22 protein-coding genes and 1 tRNA gene are annotated in these 13,325 nt (G+C 64.7%); all 23 read right to left on the reverse strand.

The window, feature by feature from the left end; genetic code table 11:
* Positions 1-379: 379 nt before the first annotated feature.
* Positions 380-562, reverse strand: coding sequence for a hypothetical protein (locus tag K7W42_RS17920; protein WP_224576335.1), 183 nt, complete (start codon positions 560-562; stop codon positions 380-382).
* Positions 563-618: 56 nt separating this feature from the next.
* On the reverse strand, positions 619-1,119 hold the full coding sequence (locus K7W42_RS17925) for a hypothetical protein (RefSeq protein WP_224576337.1): 501 nt from the start codon (positions 1,117-1,119) through the stop codon (positions 619-621).
* Positions 1,119-1,406: a hypothetical protein gene (locus tag K7W42_RS17930; RefSeq protein ID WP_224576339.1), complete on the reverse strand. Its 288-nt coding sequence runs from the start codon at positions 1,404-1,406 to the stop codon at positions 1,119-1,121. The genes K7W42_RS17925 and K7W42_RS17930 overlap by 1 nt, the downstream gene beginning before the upstream one ends.
* 23 nt (positions 1,407-1,429) lie before the next feature.
* Positions 1,430-2,155 (reverse strand): hypothetical protein, encoded by a 726-nt coding sequence (locus K7W42_RS17935; protein ID WP_224576341.1) that lies wholly within the window; start codon positions 2,153-2,155, stop codon positions 1,430-1,432.
* Between the two features lie 15 nt (positions 2,156-2,170).
* Positions 2,171-2,581, reverse strand: a complete 411-nt coding sequence (locus K7W42_RS17940; RefSeq protein WP_224576343.1) for a hypothetical protein — start codon at positions 2,579-2,581, stop codon at positions 2,171-2,173.
* Positions 2,559-2,783, reverse strand: coding sequence for a hypothetical protein (locus K7W42_RS17945; RefSeq protein WP_224576345.1), 225 nt, complete (start codon positions 2,781-2,783; stop codon positions 2,559-2,561). The genes K7W42_RS17940 and K7W42_RS17945 overlap by 23 nt, the downstream gene beginning before the upstream one ends.
* A 17-nt stretch (positions 2,784-2,800) precedes the next feature.
* The gene (locus tag K7W42_RS17950; RefSeq protein ID WP_224576347.1) at positions 2,801-3,226 is read right to left on the reverse strand and encodes a hypothetical protein; all 426 of its coding nucleotides are present in this window, start codon (positions 3,224-3,226) and stop codon (positions 2,801-2,803) included.
* Positions 3,223-3,693 (reverse strand): hypothetical protein, encoded by a 471-nt coding sequence (locus K7W42_RS17955; RefSeq protein WP_224576349.1) that lies wholly within the window; start codon positions 3,691-3,693, stop codon positions 3,223-3,225. The genes K7W42_RS17950 and K7W42_RS17955 overlap by 4 nt, the downstream gene beginning before the upstream one ends.
* Positions 3,690-4,082, reverse strand: a complete 393-nt coding sequence (locus tag K7W42_RS17960; protein ID WP_224576351.1) for a hypothetical protein — start codon at positions 4,080-4,082, stop codon at positions 3,690-3,692. The genes K7W42_RS17955 and K7W42_RS17960 overlap by 4 nt, the downstream gene beginning before the upstream one ends.
* 32 nt (positions 4,083-4,114) lie before the next feature.
* The gene (locus K7W42_RS17965; protein ID WP_224576353.1) at positions 4,115-4,624 is read right to left on the reverse strand and encodes a hypothetical protein; all 510 of its coding nucleotides are present in this window, start codon (positions 4,622-4,624) and stop codon (positions 4,115-4,117) included.
* A 38-nt stretch (positions 4,625-4,662) separates the two neighbouring features.
* Positions 4,663-5,823 carry a major capsid protein gene (locus K7W42_RS17970; protein ID WP_224576355.1) on the reverse strand — a complete coding sequence of 387 codons (1,161 nt, stop codon included), beginning with the start codon at positions 5,821-5,823 and terminating at the stop codon, positions 4,663-4,665.
* Between the two features lie 45 nt (positions 5,824-5,868).
* Positions 5,869-6,306, reverse strand: a complete 438-nt coding sequence (locus K7W42_RS17975) for a hypothetical protein (protein ID WP_224576357.1) — start codon at positions 6,304-6,306, stop codon at positions 5,869-5,871.
* 65 nt (positions 6,307-6,371) lie between these two features.
* A complete protein-coding gene (locus K7W42_RS17980) occupies positions 6,372-7,133 on the reverse strand; it encodes a hypothetical protein (RefSeq protein WP_224576359.1) in 762 nt (253 codons plus the stop codon).
* Positions 7,130-7,636, reverse strand: a complete 507-nt coding sequence (locus tag K7W42_RS17985; protein WP_224576360.1) for a hypothetical protein — start codon at positions 7,634-7,636, stop codon at positions 7,130-7,132. Before K7W42_RS17985 ends, K7W42_RS17980 begins: the two co-directional genes overlap by 4 nt.
* Positions 7,633-7,941 carry a hypothetical protein gene (locus K7W42_RS17990; RefSeq protein ID WP_224576362.1) on the reverse strand — a complete coding sequence of 103 codons (309 nt, stop codon included), beginning with the start codon at positions 7,939-7,941 and terminating at the stop codon, positions 7,633-7,635. The genes K7W42_RS17985 and K7W42_RS17990 overlap by 4 nt, the downstream gene beginning before the upstream one ends.
* Positions 7,938-9,512 (reverse strand): hypothetical protein, encoded by a 1,575-nt coding sequence (locus K7W42_RS17995; RefSeq protein WP_224576363.1) that lies wholly within the window; start codon positions 9,510-9,512, stop codon positions 7,938-7,940. The genes K7W42_RS17990 and K7W42_RS17995 overlap by 4 nt, the downstream gene beginning before the upstream one ends.
* Before the next feature lie 12 nt (positions 9,513-9,524).
* On the reverse strand, positions 9,525-10,889 hold the full coding sequence (locus K7W42_RS18000; protein WP_224576365.1) for a terminase large subunit domain-containing protein: 1,365 nt from the start codon (positions 10,887-10,889) through the stop codon (positions 9,525-9,527).
* Positions 10,864-11,253: a hypothetical protein gene (locus tag K7W42_RS18005; RefSeq protein ID WP_224576367.1), complete on the reverse strand. Its 390-nt coding sequence runs from the start codon at positions 11,251-11,253 to the stop codon at positions 10,864-10,866. The genes K7W42_RS18000 and K7W42_RS18005 overlap by 26 nt, the downstream gene beginning before the upstream one ends.
* 94 nt (positions 11,254-11,347) lie before the next feature.
* Positions 11,348-11,557, reverse strand: coding sequence for a hypothetical protein (locus K7W42_RS18010; RefSeq protein WP_224576368.1), 210 nt, complete (start codon positions 11,555-11,557; stop codon positions 11,348-11,350).
* A gap of 33 nt (positions 11,558-11,590) precedes the next feature.
* Positions 11,591-11,699, reverse strand: a tRNA-OTHER gene (locus K7W42_RS18015).
* Between the two features lie 135 nt (positions 11,700-11,834).
* Positions 11,835-12,227 carry a hypothetical protein gene (locus K7W42_RS18020; RefSeq protein WP_224576370.1) on the reverse strand — a complete coding sequence of 131 codons (393 nt, stop codon included), beginning with the start codon at positions 12,225-12,227 and terminating at the stop codon, positions 11,835-11,837.
* A 139-nt stretch (positions 12,228-12,366) separates the two neighbouring features.
* A complete protein-coding gene (locus K7W42_RS18025) occupies positions 12,367-12,933 on the reverse strand; it encodes a hypothetical protein (RefSeq protein ID WP_224576371.1) in 567 nt (188 codons plus the stop codon).
* A 43-nt stretch (positions 12,934-12,976) separates the two neighbouring features.
* Positions 12,977-13,234: a hypothetical protein gene (locus K7W42_RS18030; protein WP_224576372.1), complete on the reverse strand. Its 258-nt coding sequence runs from the start codon at positions 13,232-13,234 to the stop codon at positions 12,977-12,979.
* Between the last annotated feature and the right edge of the window lie 91 nt (positions 13,235-13,325).

Genomic DNA, 13,325 nt, shown 5'->3' on the forward strand with positions numbered 1-13,325 from the left:
AGCAACGGCGGTGGAAGCGACAAGGGCAGCGGACAGAACAGCAGCAACAACTTTCTTCATGAAATCTCCTGAAGCGCCGACTCATCTGAGTAAGACGCCTGTGACACGGCGACGAAAATCGCAGACCTGTGAACTTTACTGTATGAAGTGAATATGAAGTTTCCGACAATGGGTGTACCACCATCGACCGGCACTGTGAGCGAAAAAATGCGCGTCGGTGTCGGCGAATCTGGTCAAAGTAAGAGAAAAATGACCCGCTGATGTGACTAAGTTAAAGTTAAATTTGTTTCAATAACAAAACTCTTACTGATTCCTGTCAGCCGCCGCTGCGCGTGTCAGATGAAGAAAATTCTGTCAGTGGTTTGTGACACTTGCGGTCTCAGGGACGTGAATATTGCTGCTCGCTCGGTTGCAGAGCAGCATGTAGACCTTCCCAGATCTTGAGCAGGGGCCGCCCGTCTCTCGCCGCCGCCCACTGGGTCCACACCGGGCCACTCAGCAGACCCAGTTGCATGGCCTCAGCCAAGCCCGCCGCCACCCCAGCCGGCACGGGATACGGCACGGCCGCCGGAACAGCAGGCCGGGTCCGATCCCTAAAGTCCGGCAGGATGCGGCTGTTCAGATCCTTCGGCGCTTCCGCACCCCAGGCAATCGCGCCCGCCCAGACCTGGCGTTGCCACTGCCGCTGTTCCGCGTTGGTGTAGGCCCCGAGCGCATGCTGAATTCGGTCAAGTGGGGCGTCATACCAGTCGGCAGCAGGACTGACCAGGGCGAGGGTGCCGAGCGCCCCCGCCCAGTCGAAGGGGGGCCGCTATCGCCGTCCTTCTGGGGTGCCCGTATGGCCACCCACCAAGCCTGGAAATGCTCCGGGCCGGTCAAATCCTCAAACTCAGCCGGAGTCAGGTCCGGTAGCCGGCGCTGAATCAGGCCATAAATGGCCCGCGCCTGGTCGGGCAACTCCATCTCGTGCAAATGCCCCACGATGGCGATTTCTCGCCAGCTGGGGGACAGGTACGGCACCAGAATCGGGCCAAATGGGTCAGCGTAGTCGGGGTTGGGTTCCCCAAGGGCCGCCTCTGGGGCAGCGACCCGCAATTGGTGTTTCTCGTGTTGGTCCATCAGGTTCCCTGCCTTGTGATGGGAAGCGTCAGCCCGGCATGAATGCTCACAGCTCCTGCCTGCCCCTCAGGTGGCATCAGGCGGGGTGCGCGGGCTTGCAGGGCACCTCTCGGCACCCCCCAGCCATGCGCGGCCTTCTGCATGCGGGCCAGCGTCTTCCCGCGCTTGAGGGGTGCATGCAGGATGTACCCCTGGGCCTCAATGCGGTCGGGGTGCACGGTGCAGCCCAGCAGGCTCAGCTGTGGGAGGCGGCCACGCTCTCCTAAAACGATCAGTGGTATCTGCATGACTCACCTCCCAGGGTCAGGGCTTACAGATTGACGGTGGTCCAAGTCGGAGTCGTTGCGTTGGTGTCGCTCCAAGCCAGGGTGCCGCTCAGGTTGGCCGCAAACTGGGCCCGCTGGGTCTGGTTCGGCCCCGCCTGACGGTTGGGCGCCCCGATGTTCACCGTGGCCAGCAGGGCAAAGCCGTCATCGTACAGGTACACAATGCGCTCCCGGTTGTTCGGGCTGATGCTCATCCCCTTCGCGGTCAGGCGCCGCACCACGGGGTCGTCAATGGCCGCCAGCGTGCGGATGTTGGCCGTGAAATCGATACCGTTGGTGGTGCGAATCGGGGTGATGCGCCCGTGCACGTTGATGCTCTCTTCCATGCTGCTCAGCGTGGGGCTGAGTTCCTCAGCCAGTGGAATCTCCAGCAGATTGCTGAAGTTCGCTGTCGCGCCGCTGGCCACCGCCGCCGGGGCGGCCTGAATGGCCACACTGGTCGCTGTGGTTGCCACCGTGATGTCCGCCGTCGTGACCAGGGGCGTGGTGCCGAACACCAGCACACTGCCGGCGGGCACGAAGGTGGCGCTGGCCGCCGTGAGGCTAGCCGTGGTGGCCGCGCTGGAAATGTTGCTGGCCGCCGTCAGCACCGCAGCGGTGACGAGTGTCGTGCCGCCCGTGAGGATGAAGGCGCGGAGCTTGGTGCCGCTGTAGGTCTTCGGCGTGTTGTCAGCGGGTACGGCGGTAGGCAGATTGGCAACGTTGCTCATGTCAGAACTCCTTTGCTACGTGCTGTGCACGTAGGTGAGGGCGAAGCGCTGCCCGGCGTAATGGGTGCGCGTATCTCTATCGAATCGAGTGGGCATGGTGTCGGCCGGTGAGGCGCCGCCGTGCCGCAGGCGAAGAGTCGGGTGCCGGTCCACCTCGCCCGCACGGGCTTTCAGATGGGCCAGCAGAAGGTCCAGCGTGCGTTTGCCAGCCGCATTCGGGGCCGCGCCGTAGAGCATGACCAGCACCAGGCGCTGCCGCTCTTGAAAGCCGTGGCCCTGAACCGGGGCGCCTTCGGTCTCGCTGGTCACGGCGTAGATGGTGCCGGGTTCGGGCAAGGGGTTGGGCACCATGTGACTAGCCACCGCGCCGGTGTCATCGCGGGCCAGCCGCACCCCTAGACTGTCAAGAAGTTGATCCAGGGTCATCAGCAAACTCCGTGGTCGGTGCGATGATCTGCACCTCAAAGTGAGCAATGGCGCGCTCCGGTGCGGCCCAGACCGCGCGGCCCAGGATGAAGCCGTGCTGGGTGCACAGCGCGGACAGTTCCCTGAAAAAGGCATGGGCCTTTTGAGGATCAGCGGGCAGGACCGGCCCGGCTGTTCGGGTCAGAGTGGGCAGGAAGAACACCTCCAGAGCGTGGATTTCTACTGCAAGGCCGCCAGCGCGACCCGGATGCGCTGCACCAGTTCTGTGTCACTGGCCACTTTACTGAGCCAGGGCCGGGCGCCGTACCCGGTGGCGCGGCTGATGGGGCTGTTGGGTGGTATCGGAAACTCCAGGGCCCAGGCTTCCGGCGGCACCGGCGCCACGCTGTTCAAGGCACCGACAACCCAGCCACCGGCCCCCTGTTCCTTCCCCAGGCAGGCCAGCAACGCGCCGCCTTGCTTGGCTGGGTACTCCCCGGGGTTGCTGCTGGGGTTGGGCAGCCCAGGGTGATGGATGCCGCTGCCCGCTTGATTCAGCTTCTCGCGGAGAAAGACGAGCGTGGTGTCCGCGATGACTTCGAGGGCGGGCTGAAGATGCCGCCGCAGCCGCTCTTCCACGTCCGGGTGAAGCCGCAGGACGGTCATGCTGACCGGCCTTCTGGCGCACGGGCGGTGAACGTCCAGCACAGGCGCTGCGTGCCTTCATCCACGATGTCCCCGAGTGGGGTCAGCAGCAGCGGTTTGGGCAGCTCGCCGCCGAACACCTCGAACAGCAGGCCGGGATCATGCAGCGGCGCAGACCAGTGCGCCACGACCTCCCAGAGCGGCACCGCCATATCGGCGCCCAGGTCGGCTTTGTCCTTGGCGTCCAGCTGGTAGGCAATGCAGGGGAACTCGCCCAAAGACGTGCCGGCGCCAGGTGTGGTGGGGGTGGGGTTGGTCGGCAGCGGTGTGACCAGCTCCCCGCGCTCGTCGTATTCCGGCAGAGGCTGCTCGCCAGGGTCAGACGTGGCGGCCTGAGCCCTGAACACGTGCAGGGTCTGGCCCAGGGCAGGAAACACCTGATCCAGAATCGGGCGGGTGACGCTCTGGAGGTCTGCCGTGGTGATCAAAAACTCACCTCCACGTCCAAGCTCATGCTGCCCTGCTGCTGGGCTTCGCGCCGATCAGCCTGAACCTGGGCCCGTAGGTCAGCGGCCAGCGCACACCAGGCATCCGCATCACCAGATTGCGCGCCTCCACTCTGGCTGGCCGCCAGTTGCACCTCGACCTTGCCAATCTTCACCCCCTTCACAGCCGCCGCGACAGTCGCGCCAGCCCGCCGCGCGGCTGTGCACGCCGCTTCCAGCACCGCAGCGGCCACGAGCGCAATGCTCTGCCGGACACGAAAGGCGCGCTCCACATTCACCCGCTGGTCTGCCGGCAGCGCCTGGTGGTAAGCCCAGGCCGCAGGGCCAACCAGCTCTTCAAGTTCGTCCTGCTGGTCCTGGGTCAGCGCCACGGCTGATCACCTCCTGTCTATGATTGGGGCGCTTACTTCGCCTGCAAAGCCGTGAGGATGCTGTCAGCCAGTGCCTCTCCGATCTTGGGGAGAGCCACCAACCGCTCACGCGCGTCAGTCGGCAGCATCTGACGGCCTTCCAGCTCCGTCACGCGGGTTTCAGCCGTTTTGGCGCGCTCCTCGCTCTTGAGCCAGATCTTGCCGCCGCGTTCCAGGCGCTCGGCCTGATCCTGATGTTCGTCCAGCAGACGGCTCAGCACGGCGTCAGGGGTCTCGCCTTCCTGCGCCAGAGGCTTGAGCTGACTCAACAGGCTGTCCAGGTTCCCTTGCAACTGCCCGTTCAGGGTCTGGGCGGCGCGCAGGTCATCCGCACTGCTGCCTGGCCCAACTTCCGCTTCCTGCACCTCGCCCCCGTCTTCTGGGGCCAGGCCAAGAGCTGCTGCCAGCTCTTCAGGAATGGAAATCGGCCCTTCAGAAGGGCCGTAGGTCTTGCCGTCAAACTGCACCGTTTGCGGCATCCGCTTTACTTTGATCATTTTCACGAGGTCACCTCAGGGTGAGTGGAGTTGAAGGCCCGCGCTTACAGCATCGCGGTGGTCAGGATGACCAGCCGCTCTGGCGCGTCGTAGACCACCAGCCCGTTACTGGCGCCCTGGGCCACGGCGTGCATCGGGCGGCCCTGGGGGGTGTAGGCGTTCAGCCAGATGCCGGGCCGGCCATCGCCCTCCACCGTGGGGCCGATGTGAGTGCGGCCCAGACCCGGCCGGGTCAGCACCGTGCCGTCCTGCATGGTCACCATCACGTCGTTGCCGCCCACCACCGCGATCTTGCCGTCCGGCAACACCTGCTGATCGGCGTAGGTTTTGCCCACCTTGATCTTCACCGTGCGGCGGTAGCCCACCAGGGTGTAGCCCTCGCGCACATCGTTGCTCAGCGTCTGCGCCGAACCGATCAGGCGGCGCAAGGTCACGATCTTGATGTTGCCGCCCGCGCTGGTGGTCTCGCTCGTTACGGCCACCCGGTCAGCCTGGCTGTCCAGAATCTGGTGCAGCGTGTTCATAGACATGATGCGGCTGCGCGTGGTGCCCACGATGGCGTCAGCGCGGCGCATATCTGTCCAGAACTTGCTGGCCGAACCGCCATAGGCGTCATTCCCTGTACGGGAAGCGAACTTATTCGCGCTGGGCACGCCGTAGTCCACCGTGCCGCCGCGCAGCACCAGCTGGCCGGTGGTTAGGGCTTCGCCGCGCATCAGTTCGTAGCGGTCGGTGAAGCTCTGGCGGATGACCTTGTTCAGCCAGTTCACCACGAAGTTGCGAATGTAGGTCAGGCCGTTGCCCGCGATGACCCCGCCGCGAATGTTCAGGACCATCTGCTGCAACTCGCGTTGCTGCTGTTCGGTCATGACGGTTTCGGCCGTCCACTTCGCAATGGGCCGGCTGAAGGCGTCGATCTCCATGCCGCCCACTGGGGTGTAAGGGCTGTCCATCCCGGTTTCGCCGGCGGGCGTGGTGATGACCTTCATGGTGCCGCTCTTGGCCTCATAGCTGGCCCGCAGCTCTTCAGGCAGGATGGCCAGCAGCGGGTACTCGCTTTCCGGCACGGGTTGATTGGCCAGGGTGAAGAAGTCCTGAGGGGTGAGGGTGCTCAGGATGGCCTGAACGGTCAGGGCGTCGCCGCGCGGACCCAGGGCGGCGGACAGCAGCGTAGCGGCCAGCCAATACATCGGGGTGTGCTTCATGACTCTCCTTAGAGGCAGGGGAAAGAGGGCGAAGGGCTAGGTGACTTACTGCTGCAGGTAGAACCGCGCGGCCTTGGTCCGCACGGCCGTGGCCAGCACGGCGGGCGCGCCGGTGCTATCAGGGAGCTGGGCCTCGTACACGTTTCCGGCTGTCACCAGGCCGTAGCCACTGGGGCTGTCGGTGGGGGCGTCCTCGCGGGCGTCACTGAACAGCAGCAGGGTGTCCAGCGACCCGTCCGCCGGCACGATCTTGCCGCTGACCAGGCTGACAGCCGTGCCGCTGGGAATCAGGCGACGGCCAGCGGTGCCGTACTTGGCGTCGGTCCAGGCCGCCCAGTTCATCGGGGCGCCGGCGCCGTGGAAGTTCAGGGACGAGTAATCGGCAATCCACTGCGGCATACCGATGGTGCGCTTCTCGCCCCGCAGGGCAACAGCAGCGGCGCTGCCCAGCAGCAGCGCCGTGAGGGTCAGGAGTTTCTTCATGGGGAACGTCCTTTCAGGGCCAGAGAGGCCACTGGAATAGGGGCGGGATGTCCGTGAGGCCTCGCTTACTTGGCCGCCGCGCCCGGTTGCAGGGGATCGACGTAGGCACCTCCTTGCGTGGATTTCAGGGCATCCGTGAGCCACCCGGACCCACCAGAACTGCCGCCCTGATCACCCGACGAACCCGCGCTGCTGCCAGCGTCCTGACGGGCATAACTGGCCCCAGAGCCAGATCCGTCACCAGACGCACTGACCTGCAAGGCGGGCAGGTAGTCGTTCCAGTGCTGTTTGGCGTAGGCGGCCAGTTCATGCTCCGCGCCCTGGGCGTCTTTCACGTAGGCCACCTGCACCTTCTTGCCTTCGCGCTCGACCTCGCGGCTGGGCAGCACGGTCAGGCCATCGGCCTTGATACGGTCGCCCAGCACGGTGGGCTTGAAGCCAGCGTCGGTGGCGGCCGTGGCCAGGGTGTCCTTGAAGCGCCGATCAGTCAGTTCGGTACTGTCTTTTGCCCCCTGGTCCAGCTTGGTTTTCACCTCGTCGGGTTTGCCCAGAGCCACGTAGGCGTCGTAGGCCTTCGCTTCATCAGCCGTGAGCACGCGGGCGTCTTTGGGCACCTGATTGGCCTTGAGCGTTTCGTTCTGGCGTTCCAGGGTGGTCACGCGCTTCACCAGATCCGCATGGCTGGACTTTGCATGAGCAGCTTCGTTGCGTGCCTGCCACTCCTCTTCGGTTAAGCGGCCGTCGTTGGCGGGTGGGTCACCCTCCCCACGAATAGCGACGGTGTGGCTCAGCAGCAGGGCGGTCAGGGTCAGTAGATTCCGTTTCATGGTGTCCCTCCAAGGGGGCGAAGATCAGGTGGGTAGGCGTCCAGCTCCAGCGGCGCCAGCATCTCGACGCGGTGGGCGCGGCTGTAGTCGGACAGCAGGAACGCCGCCCAGCTGAAGGTGAGCGGCGTGTCGAAATTCGAGTCAGAGACCTGCACGGTCTCTTCGGTGGGTGTGATGGGCAGGGCCAGCGCCACCGAATGCAGCATGGGCGGCCCCGTGCCCGGAATCGCCACCAGCAGCGGCGCGTGCGAGGCGCCCACCACGTTGTCACGGGTGAAGCGGTCGCGGAGCGCAGTCCAGAAGGAGGTCTCTGTCACGGGCCCGTCTGACGGTGTCACCCAGAGCGGGAAGGCCATGAGGCCCTGACCAGCCAGGCGCACCGCAAATCGGGCGTCACTGACATCTTCCACGTGGGCCAACTGCGCTTCATCCCCGGTCAGGGCGTAGAGCGAGTGGTACAGGCAGCCCACGAGGCCGCTCTGCTGACGATGATGCAGGATCACGGCTTGACCTTGCCCTTCGGTTCCTTCAGATGCTTCAACCAGCGCACCGCGGACCAGGGAATGTGCAGGACATGGCAGACGCTGCCACCCTCAGACACGCTCTGGGCCAGGGAGATGCAGCGCCGGTTGGTGGCCACCACGAAGCCAGACGAGAAGCACAGCGCGACGGGGGTGTTCGAGCGCAGGGCGTCCCGCAGTTTCTTGGCCGGTAGCCAGTCGGTGCTGGCCACTTCGGTGGCGCTGTCTTCCCAGCGGACCAGCACCAGCGCGCCGGCCTTCAATTTGATCGGGGCAGCCTTCTTCACGATTTCACCTGGTGTTCCTGTGGCTTCTCCCGCTCGATCTGGGCGTCTTCCTGGCGGGGGTCGTCAATCCCCTGCCGTTGGCGGGCCCGCGCTTTGCTGATCAGGCCAGCGGCCACGTCCTCACGGTCTGCGCGGCGTTCCTCGGGGCTGGGGGGCACCACGCGGGGCCGCACCAGGCCTTCCACCTGCAAGGAAGCGAAATGGCCCGGCTGATTGGCCAGCGCCGCCACCAGGGCCAGAAAGGTTTCGATCACCTCGCGCACCGTGCTTTCGGCCAGGGCCACGGTGGGTTCACGGGCCACGTCGAAATCTGCAATGGCCACTTCCCGGCTGCGCCCGCTCGCGGTGGCGTCCTTGCCCATCAGCACGAAACTCTGGCCGGCCTCGCTGTACATGTTCAGCTGGCTGTGCTCCGTCGCACTGATCAGGGCCGCCGGGCTGACCGGCTCAAAGCGCCCGTACTCCGCTTTGCCCAGTGGCTCGTCACCCTGATATTTCCCCGCCGCATCCGCCTTGCGGTAGGTGGCTTGGCGCCAGAGCACCATGCTGCCTGCACCGGGCCGGGGGGCCTTGTAGACCCGCTTGGTCTGCCCCGGCTTCTCTGGATCAGGTACCACCTCGAACGGGGGTTCCACGTTGATGCCGTAGCGTTCCAGGAATCCGGCCAGCTCCGTGTTCCGCAGAATCATGGTGCTGGCCGTGTTGTACGCCATCTGGTTTTGCAGGAACTGCGCCGTGATCAGCGCCGGGGCAGTGAGTTCCAGGTAGTGAATCCGGCCGCCCAAGTCCAGGGCGGCACCGACAGGTGGGCCTATGTCACCTCTGAGCACGCGCAGCTGGGTTAGGCCGTCGTCGCCTACCGTGCTGACCTCGGCGCACTCGCGGTCCTCAGCATCTTGGTAGGCATAGACCGCGCTGCGGGTGAGGGTGTCGGGATGCTCCCAGACCCGCACCTGTTCCGGCTGGCCCAGGCATTCCAGCCGGACATACCGGGCGATGCCGGGCAAGTCTAGGCCCGCACGCACCTGCGCCTTTCCGTCTTGGCCCGCCACGAGTAGACCACCCGCCACCCGGAAGCGCAGAACGCCGCGACTTTCCCGGCGAGCAAACCGCAGCCCTTCACGGATGGTGCGCTCGATCAGGGCATTCCACCAGCCACTCACCAGGGCGTCTGCTTCCTGTTCGAGGGCGGTGCGGCTGTCGTCCTGTTGGCGGGTAGCGCCCAGCTGCGCCAGGTTCCAGCTGATGCGGGCACTGCTGCTGAACACATCACGGGTCAGGACTTCTTTGACCGTGTTCGTGCTGGTGAAGCTGCGGCGCAGAGCGGTTTGGAACTCATTCACCATGCCCTGCGCGCGGCGTTTGTCGGCTTCGGTGCCTTCATCTGGAACACGCACCATCGGGCCACGCCAGTAGGCAAAGTTCTGCTCACCGGCGCCGATAGGCTCGCCCAGGTGATGGCCGTGGTCCATATAGCGAGCCTGCTGGGCAGTAGCACTCAGGCCAATCTTGGCGGCGTCACGCAGCTCGCCCAGAGTGGCCGTGAGCAGGTTCAGGGTCAGGTACTTCATGCTTCACCTCCTTTAGCCCGTCCAGCCGGACCAGCCATACGAGCCGGTTTCTTCCGGCACTGGTTCGATTTCTTCTTCCAGCATCAACTCGGTCAAGGCCCACACCAGCGCGTCCATACGGTCAGGTGACTTCTCGCCCGGCACCCAGGTGGTCATCTGCCCTTCCAGGTCTGGGAAGACACCCACGTGAAAGACCTTCTTCTGGACGTACAAGGAACTGACCGGCTCAGCGCGCGTCTGCTTGCCCCGACTCGCCCACACCGGCACCACGTTCACCCGCCGATCAATGGTGCTGATGGTGTGCGCCACCATGTCACCGCCGTTGTTCTTCTCCGGCACGATGGCGTCGGCGTGGTGGTACTTGTAGGCGTCAATGCTCGTCTGTGCCCACTCGCTCGGGCTGAAGTTCCCGGACAGGTCGCCCATGACGTAGGCGTTCCCATGCGCGTCCTTGCCGGCCACGATGATCCCGGTCTCGGCACTGTCGCTGCTTTGGCTGGCCTGTGGATCCACCGCCACCACGATGCGCACAAGGTCCGGCAGATCCTCAAACTTGAGGCGGAAGCCCTCGCGGTTGAACATCTCGTATTTCCACAGCGCCCCTGGCGTGTCTTCCAGCAACTCGCCTTCAAGCTCCTGGCGGCCCAGGCGTGTCCCTTCGTACTTGCTGATGACGTTCCGCTTGAACTTCTCCGAGAGGTTGCCCAGATTCTCTGCGGTGCTGCCACCAGTCAGGACCGTGGTGTCTCCCTTCTTGAGTTCTCGGATGAGCCGCACCGGGCGCGGTGTGCCGGTCAAGACCACACGGGGGTCTTTCCCCAGGCGGAGCCCGAACAGCAGGTTGCTCCACGTGGTGTCCTCGGCGGTGCCCTGGTCGGCGTCATTCCACGTCGCTGGCTCATCCCCCCAGGCACCGTGATGCTGGGGGCCGCGCAGGCTTCTGGCCTTCTCACTGCTGAAACACTTGAACTTCGCGCCGTTGCGCAGGTACAGCTCCCCCATGCTCCGGTTCCAAGCCGTGTCTATGCTGCCACCCCGCAGCTCACTTTCGTCCAGCACGCTGAGCAGACCGGACACCCCTTCGACCATCACATCCCGAGCATCCGCTGCGGTCTGAGCCACCAGGGCGAAGCGGCCCCGCGGCGTCTCCCTGGCCCACTGGGCAATGGTCTCGGCACCCGTGCGAGTCTTGCCGAACCCACGGCCGGCGAGGATGAGCCACACGAACCAATCACCAGCAGGCGGCAGCTGGTTCAGGCGGGCGGTGGCGAGCCAGGTCTGCCGGCGGGACAGGCCGGTGCGGGCTTTCGGTGCCCTGGGGGTGATACGGGCGACGCGCTTCTGGGTGGCTTTAATCCGCGTCACCATCTCCAGCATCGTCCACCCCCTGCCCCAGCACGTCCCGGGTAATGGCAATCTCGCTCAGCGCCTTGATGGCGCCGGTCACCGCGCTGATGGTCTCAGCGTTCCCACCCTCAATGCCCCGGATCATCTCGCCCTGCTTGCGGATGGCCACGGTCAGGGTGAGGTTCAGTTCATTGGCCCAGTTCTGGGTGGTGACGGTGCGCGAAAGCTCTGCGTAGAACCGCGCAAGCTCGTCATCGGTTTCGAGCAGCTTGCGGTAGTTTTGCAGCGTCCTGATCGCAATTCCGTGGTGTTCGCAAGCTTGCGCGTCCCCTCGGAGGGCGGCGTCCACCAGCGCGCGGGCTGCTTTGGCGTTGTCTCGTTTGGGGGATGCCATAGGTCACCTCCTTAGGGGTATGAAAAAGCCCCACCTCAGCAGTGGGGCGGCCCTCTCCGCCTTCACTCGGGCGAGGTGTGTTGTTGGGTGAGGCTCAGCTGTCCAAGTCTGCGGTCACCGACTGAATCAGCACCCCCGACACACTGAACCCTGTGGGCTTCACCGCCACGTCGGTGAACCAGAACATGCGGTTGTGGTGGCCCTGCACGTCGCGGGCTTTCTGCGCGGCTGTCGTGACCCACTCGTCAGAGCCGGTGAACGTGTGCGTGGTGTCGTCGGTCAGGTGCAGGGTCAGCGTGGCCATGTCTCAGGGTAAGGGGAGCGCGCTTAAGCTGTCTGGTGGAAGCGGCAGGACTTGAACCTGCACGCCCTTGCGGGCAAGCGATGAGACCGCAGGGCTGATCAGGCCCACTCAAAGCCAACTCTGCCAATTCGTTCACGCTTCCAGAAGTACCCAGCCGCACGCATTCCACGGCAGTGCGGCTGGGGATCGTCTTTGGCCGTGCGTCGGTCACACGGGTGCTGGCGCGAATCATTCCAGCAAAAACCCCCGCAGGGAGCGGGGGCTCATCAGGTCAGGTTCACTTCAGGACACAGCCGAATGTCGCTGTGTACCGCTTGCCGCTGGCATTCACATTCACGATCTGCATGTATGAGTGATCAGCAGCAAGGTAAATCTCTGCGCCTCCATCAGTAGCCCGGCGCAGTTTGGTAGGCGTAATTCCGCTCTGAAGGTAGACGTCGAGCACATAGTTGACTGCGAAAGTCGTGGCTTGAACACGCTGCGCTTCAGTGGCCCAAGTGGGCAGTTCCTTGAGTGTGTAGCCGTAATGGGTGCAGGTTCCACCCGTAAAGGCTTTTGCATTGCGACTGATGGCTTTCTGCTGCGCCGGGCTGGCTGGCTGCATGTTGGGAATAGTTTGAGCCTGGGCCATACCGAAGAGAACGACAGCCGCAACCAAGAGTTGACGCATGTGAACAAGGTAGACGTCTCGTACTCACGCGAATCTTTCTAGGGAGTTCCAACGAAAAACCGCCCAGGCGGGCGGCTGATATTGACGTTTCGTGGAACTTAGCAAAATGCTAACTGTTTCAGACAGAATTCACAACTGGTCACCCGAAAAGCTCGGCCTGAACGATGCGAAGCGGACGTTCCGCATGGACATCGCCCAAACGCACCGCGAGGGTAAGCACGGCTATGGCATACCGGACAGCGCTCTCCCGGTTCTGTGACCAGCTGGTGCCTCTCAGCAAGCTCTCCATGCAGCTGTTGTCGTGACGGCGCAGGCGGTCCAGCATCCGGCCCAGCTGCACGGTCTCCGGCACCGCGCTCAGGGTCATGTCTGTGATGACCTGGCCGATCTCCACCTCGCTGATCTCGCCGGCGGGCGTGCGCAGGAAGGTCTTCTGGGGTGGGCCACCATCGCCCATCGTCAGGGCGTCAAAGTGGCCCTGCTCCCGGAAGGCGGCGTAACTGATCTTGGGCAGCACGGTGGGGTAATGCACGGCCCAGACGCGCAGGGCGGCGTACCACTGCTGGGCGTACAGGCGGGCCTCGCGGTGTTCGGTGCGCAGGGCGGTGAGGCGCCGCACCTGAGCCTGGCCCCGGTTGACGCTGATGGGGCGCTTCGTGCGGGGCTGTTGGGACATGGGCACCTCGGCGGGCAGGGTGAGGGTCATCGGTGCTGGCTCCTGTGGTGAGGCTTGCGGGGCGGTGGGACTTTCACGCGGCACCTCGTCTGGCCAGGCGCGGCCGGCGGATCACGGGCGGGTGGTCGGTGTGGTGCTGTGGCGTCCCGCTGCTCTTCGTCACGCTCAGCAGGCCGAGGTTGTAGACGTAATGGGGGGTGGTGTCCCGGATGCGCAGCCAGCCGCGCCGGGCGCGCTGATACCGGGCGGTGATGCGCCCCCGGAGCACAGGATCATCGGTGCGTTCCAAAGCCTGGCGGTACTCGCGCTCCTGCTGGCGTTTGCTGGTCATGACTGCCTCTGGCCAACGCTGGGGAGATCGCGCTGGCGGTTCAATTCCTCACACCAATCCAGCTCGGTCAGCAGGCCGCGTGCGATGGCGG

The organism is Deinococcus betulae, from assembly GCF_020166395.1.
In the GTDB taxonomy this organism is placed as follows: Bacteria; Deinococcota; Deinococci; order Deinococcales; family Deinococcaceae; genus Deinococcus; species Deinococcus betulae.

Coding starts and splice junctions, on each gene's coding strand:
- K7W42_RS17925 (WP_224576337.1), bottom strand. CDS start 1,119: ATGGACCAACACGAGAAACACCAATTGCGGGTCGCTGCCCCAGAGGCG.
- K7W42_RS17930 (WP_224576339.1), bottom strand. CDS start 1,406: ATGCAGATACCACTGATCGTTTTAGGAGAGCGTGGCCGCCTCCCACAG.
- K7W42_RS17935 (WP_224576341.1), bottom strand. CDS start 2,155: ATGAGCAACGTTGCCAATCTGCCTACCGCCGTACCCGCTGACAACACG.
- K7W42_RS17940 (WP_224576343.1), bottom strand. CDS start 2,581: ATGACCCTGGATCAACTTCTTGACAGTCTAGGGGTGCGGCTGGCCCGC.
- K7W42_RS17950 (WP_224576347.1), bottom strand. CDS start 3,226: ATGACCGTCCTGCGGCTTCACCCGGACGTGGAAGAGCGGCTGCGGCGG.
- K7W42_RS17970 (WP_224576355.1), bottom strand. CDS start 5,823: ATGAAGCACACCCCGATGTATTGGCTGGCCGCTACGCTGCTGTCCGCC.
- K7W42_RS17975 (WP_224576357.1), bottom strand. CDS start 6,306: ATGAAGAAACTCCTGACCCTCACGGCGCTGCTGCTGGGCAGCGCCGCT.
- K7W42_RS17980 (WP_224576359.1), bottom strand. CDS start 7,133: ATGAAACGGAATCTACTGACCCTGACCGCCCTGCTGCTGAGCCACACC.
- K7W42_RS17995 (WP_224576363.1), bottom strand. CDS start 9,512: ATGAAGTACCTGACCCTGAACCTGCTCACGGCCACTCTGGGCGAGCTG.
- K7W42_RS18000 (WP_224576365.1), bottom strand. CDS start 10,889: ATGCTGGAGATGGTGACGCGGATTAAAGCCACCCAGAAGCGCGTCGCC.
- K7W42_RS18005 (WP_224576367.1), bottom strand. CDS start 11,253: ATGGCATCCCCCAAACGAGACAACGCCAAAGCAGCCCGCGCGCTGGTG.
- K7W42_RS18010 (WP_224576368.1), bottom strand. CDS start 11,557: ATGGCCACGCTGACCCTGCACCTGACCGACGACACCACGCACACGTTC.
- K7W42_RS18020 (WP_224576370.1), bottom strand. CDS start 12,227: ATGCGTCAACTCTTGGTTGCGGCTGTCGTTCTCTTCGGTATGGCCCAG.
- K7W42_RS18025 (WP_224576371.1), bottom strand. CDS start 12,933: ATGACCCTCACCCTGCCCGCCGAGGTGCCCATGTCCCAACAGCCCCGC.
- K7W42_RS18030 (WP_224576372.1), bottom strand. CDS start 13,234: ATGACCAGCAAACGCCAGCAGGAGCGCGAGTACCGCCAGGCTTTGGAA.